At 44.1% G+C, this 4,282-nt stretch carries 5 protein-coding genes; 2 read left to right on the forward strand and 3 right to left on the reverse strand.

All coding sequences use genetic code 11. From position 1 onward, the window contains the following. Together Q0X89_RS01730 and Q0X89_RS01735 are read left to right on the forward strand one after the other, a co-directional pair. The coding region (locus Q0X89_RS01730; RefSeq protein WP_367176850.1) for a Zn-dependent hydrolase at positions 1-1,297 on the forward strand (1,297 nt) is incomplete at its 5' end. Between the two features lie 56 nt (positions 1,298-1,353). After that, entirely contained in the window at positions 1,354-2,265 is a 912-nt protein-coding gene (locus Q0X89_RS01735) for a hypothetical protein (RefSeq protein WP_297690886.1), read from the forward strand. Here Q0X89_RS01735 and Q0X89_RS01740 read toward each other — a convergent pair whose 3' ends face one another. The 3 genes from Q0X89_RS01740 to Q0X89_RS01750 all read right to left on the reverse strand — a co-directional run. After that, the gene (locus Q0X89_RS01740; RefSeq protein ID WP_297690887.1) at positions 2,266-3,213 is read right to left on the reverse strand and encodes a nitronate monooxygenase; all 948 of its coding nucleotides are present in this window, start codon (positions 3,211-3,213) and stop codon (positions 2,266-2,268) included. It lies immediately after the preceding gene. A gap of 41 nt (positions 3,214-3,254) precedes the next feature. Further along, positions 3,255-3,623 carry an endonuclease domain-containing protein gene (locus tag Q0X89_RS01745; protein ID WP_297690888.1) on the reverse strand — a complete coding sequence of 123 codons (369 nt, stop codon included), beginning with the start codon at positions 3,621-3,623 and terminating at the stop codon, positions 3,255-3,257. A 289-nt stretch (positions 3,624-3,912) separates the two neighbouring features. Next, positions 3,913-4,282, reverse strand: a 370-nt coding sequence (locus Q0X89_RS01750) for an aminomethyltransferase beta-barrel domain-containing protein (protein ID WP_367176852.1), incomplete at its 5' end; no start/stop codon positions are given.

Genomic DNA, 4,282 nt, shown 5'->3' on the forward strand with positions numbered 1-4,282 from the left:
TAAAATCATTTTTATGAGAACGTACCAAAGTATTCTACTTCTATTCACTTTCTTTTCAGTTACAGCCCAACAAAAGCTTCATGTGAACCAGGATCGGTTAGAACAATCCATCATGGATTTGGCTCAGTTTGGTATCGATTCGGATGGGGAAACCCATCGAGTAGCTTTTAGCGATGCCGATATCCAGGGTCGCGAATGGATGGTGAAGCAGATGCAGGATGCCGGATTGGAAGTGCATATCGACTTTGCCGGTAATATAATCGGTCGAAGAGCAGGCAATGAGGCAGAATTAAAGCCGATCGGATTCGGTTCTCATATCGATGCTGTGCCGAATGGTGGGAATTACGATGGATGTGTAGGATCTATGGGAGCTCTTGAGGTGATGCGTGTTTTACAAGAGAAAGAGATAACAACAAAGCACCCGTTGGAAATGATCATTTTTTCAAATGAGGAAGGTGGCGTCATGGGAAGCCGTGCCCTGGTAGGTCAACTTGGCCCTGAAGCCTTAAAGGTGGTAAACAGCACCGGATATTCTATGGGGGAAGGAATTCATCGAATTGGCGGTGATACAACCCGATTAGCGGAAGTGATCCGACCGAAAGGCAGTATGAAAGCTTTTTTAGAATTACATATTGAACAAGGCGCCAATTTAGAACGTGAAGATCTGGATATAGGGATCGTGGAAGGAATTGTAGGGCTCCAATGGTGGGACGTAAGAATAAAAGGATTTGCCAATCACGCCGGAACCACCCCCATGAATATGCGGCAAGACGCTTTGCTTTCAGCGGCCAAATTTATTCTGGCCGTCAATGAGATCACCAATAGCATGGAAGGCAGCCAGGTGGGGACAGTGGGTCGAATAAATGCCTTGCCAGGGGCTCCGAATGTCATCCCGGGTGAAGTTGTACTGAGTTTGGAGATCCGGGATCTTTCGGAAGAGAAGATATATACGCTTTACAATAAAATGGTAGAAAGAGCCAATGAAATTGGTGTAGCCATGAATACGGAATTCAAATTCCATCCCCTGGATGCCACAGCCAAACCGGCACATATGGATGCCATCATAAAATCGCAGTTTGAGTCTGTCTGTAATTCCCTTGGATTATCTTATCAGTATATGCCCAGTGGTGCCGGACATGATGCCCAGGATATGGCCCGGATTGTTCCTACAGGAATGATCTTTGTGCCGAGCAAAGGCGGCATCAGTCACTCACCCAGGGAATTTACTTCGGCTGAGGATATGGCTAATGGATCCAATGTATTGCTTCAAACCATTTTAAAATTGGACAAGGAATAACAATTTATAAATTAAACGTTCGTTGGAAAAATAGGTCTAACCTAGAAACCAACGCTATGATAAAGAAAATAATCTTTGCCGTATTCCTTACAATAGGGATCTTGTCTTGTAGTAAAGACAATTCAACTAATACCCCGCCTCAGGATATAGACGATAGCATACCAATTACTTTTGGAATAGAACAACCCGTTGTTATTGAAGGTTACAATTCGGATCTTATGGAACCTTTTCTTTCCCGCGATGGATCAATTTTATTTTTCAATAATTTGAATCAGGACATCGTCAATACAGACCTGCATTGGGCCTTGAAGATAAATGAAACGACATTTGACTATCAGGGTATAGTTGAGGGGATCAATACCATGGAACTGGAAGCTGTTGCCAGCATGGATCTAAACAACACTTTTTATTATGTCTATACCGGTGAATATTTTGAAACACTTGAAGCGCTGTATTCCGGGACATTTGATTCGGGTACCGTGCTCAATAGCGGTAGTGTTCAGGGAATTTCAAGAAATGAACTAGGCTGGTTAAATTTTGACGCGGAAATCTCTACAGACGGTAATACGCTCTATTTTGTAGATGGACGATTCGAGCAAACATCATATCCCTTAGAAGCAGATCTTGTCATTGCCAACAAAACAGGCGATTCCTTTATCCGAGATATAAATAGTGAAGACTTGCTGCAATCTGTAAACACAGAACACCTGGAATATGCCCCGGCACTAAGCCAGAATGAATTGGAACTATATTTTACAAGGCTGACATTACCTTTAGGAGATGATCCCCAGGCGAAGATCTATTTGAGTCAAAGAGCATCAAAGGAAGAGCCGTTCGGAACCCCGCAACTCATTACTGAAATAACTGGTTTTGTTGAAGCTGCGACCCTCAATCCTGAAGATGATGGCTTTTATTATCACAAGAAGGAGAATAATGTTTTCTCCCTGTATTATCTTGAAAAAGAGTGATCATAAATTAAATTCTGATAATTCTCTTTTTACAGAATTAAACTCTTTAACGATCTCTTCAACGATCTTCGCAGCTGGGAGGATCTCTTTTATCTGGGCGCTGACCTGCCCAATTTCGAGTTCACCTTCTTCCAGATCTCCTTCGAACATCCCTCGTTTCGCTCGCGCCCTGCCTAATAATTTTTTAAGATCTTCCGGGGATGCACAATTGGCATACGCCTGCTTTACTTCTTCATAAAACTTATTTTTTATGAGTCGGACTGGAGCCAATTCTTTGAGTGTCAACAAGGTCTCCCCTTCTCCTGCCTGAACAACCCGGTCTTTAAAGGCTTGATGAGAAGAGGCTTCATTGCTCGCCACAAACCGACTCCCAATTTGAACACCTTCAGCACCCAACACCATAGCGGCCAGCATAGTTTTACCGGATGCGATGCCTCCGGCAGCGATCACCGGGATCTGAACCCCTTTGGACACAAGCGGGATCAAAGTGAAGGTGGTACTTTCTTCACGGCCATTATGCCCGCCGGCTTCAAACCCTTCTGCCACAACAGCATCCACCCCCGCCTCCTGTGCTTTTAGCGCAAATTTTAAACTACTGACAACATGAACTACAGTAATGCCATTCTCTTTCAAGAACGAAGTCCAGGTTTTGGGATTCCCCGCAGAAGTAAAAACGATTTTCACACCTTCTTCAACAATGATCTCCATATGCTTATCGATATCCGGATAGAGCATAGGTACATTTACCCCGAACGGCTTTGAAGTTGCCTTTTTGCATTTTTGGATATGTTCGCGCAAAACATCCGGATACATACTCCCGGCACCCAAAAGTCCTAATCCCCCGGCATTTGCGACGGCTGATGCGAGTCGCCATCCGCTGGCCCAGATCATACCTGCCTGGATGATGGGGTACTGTATTTGAAAAAGTTCTGTAATGCGATTTTGCATAGAACAAGTTTACTCCAAAAAGATAGGACTGGCAAGGCACACTATTCTATTGAGCTAAAGTGTTCTTCGATTTCTTCAAGTACAAAAGAAAGGTGCTCAAATACCATATAATTTTCAAAACGAACTACAGTATACCCAAGTTCCTTCAGCCTTGCTGTCCTAAGTCGGTCCTTTTCTTGAGCTTTCGGATTCATATGAACCTGTCCATCCAGTTCAATTACTAATCGCTCTTGGTGGCAGTAAAAATCCGCAATGTAGTTCTCGATACTAAACTGTCTATTAAATCTCCGTCCAGCCAGTTTACGGCTTTTTAAGTGGGTCCAGAGAAAGGCTTCCGCAGGTGTCATGCGTTTCCTGAGTGCTCTTCTGATTTCTTTGAGGTATTTACGAGTATGGAGTTTATTTCTCATTTGGTCCTACTATCTGACTACAAGAATACCATTCTAGTCTGAAGAATGCATGCATGGGTAAGCCGACCCTCACCCTCCGTCAATTGACGATGTCAATTGACACCTCCCTCCAAAGGGTACTTGCCGACCCTCCGTCCTTTGCCTTAGCAAAGGACACCTCCCTCTCCAGGGAGGAATAAAAAAATTTATTCCCCTCTTTTTAAGAGGGGTAATTTTTTCGACTAGTGTCGAAAAAGTTGGGGAGTTGCAGGAGAAAAAGTTGGGGAGTTGCAGAGAAAAAGTTGGGGAGTTAAGAAATCACCCCAGAGCCAATTAATTCATCTTCCAGGTACCAGGCTACAAATTGTCCGGGTGTGATGGCCTCCTGGGGTTGGTGAAAGTCGACATAGAGTCCGCTCCCAATTTTATAAAGTGTGGCTTTTTGAAGGGGCTGGCGGTATCGTATCCGGGCCAGAACCTCCATGGTTTCATCGGTGTCCAAGGCGAGGTCTGGACGAACCCAATGCAATTCATCTTCTTTTACAAACAGGGTTTTTCTATAGAGTCCCGGGTGGTTCTTGCCCTGTCCTGTATAGATAATGTTATTATCTACATCTGTTTCTATGACAAACAAGGGCTCTTTGGTTCCGCCCACATCTAAACCTTTACGTTGCCCGATC

It is taken from the genome of uncultured Eudoraea sp. (genome assembly GCF_947258525.1).
GTDB lineage: Bacteria > Bacteroidota > Bacteroidia > Flavobacteriales > Flavobacteriaceae > Eudoraea.

Bases quoted from the DNA above. Each gene is read 5' to 3' on its own strand.
- Q0X89_RS01735 (WP_297690886.1), top strand. From the start codon at position 1,354: ATGATAAAGAAAATAATCTTTGCCGTATTCCTTACAATAGGGATCTTG.
- Q0X89_RS01745 (WP_297690888.1), bottom strand. From the start codon at position 3,623: ATGAGAAATAAACTCCATACTCGTAAATACCTCAAAGAAATCAGAAGA.
- Q0X89_RS01740 (WP_297690887.1), bottom strand. From the start codon at position 3,213: ATGCAAAATCGCATTACAGAACTTTTTCAAATACAGTACCCCATCATC.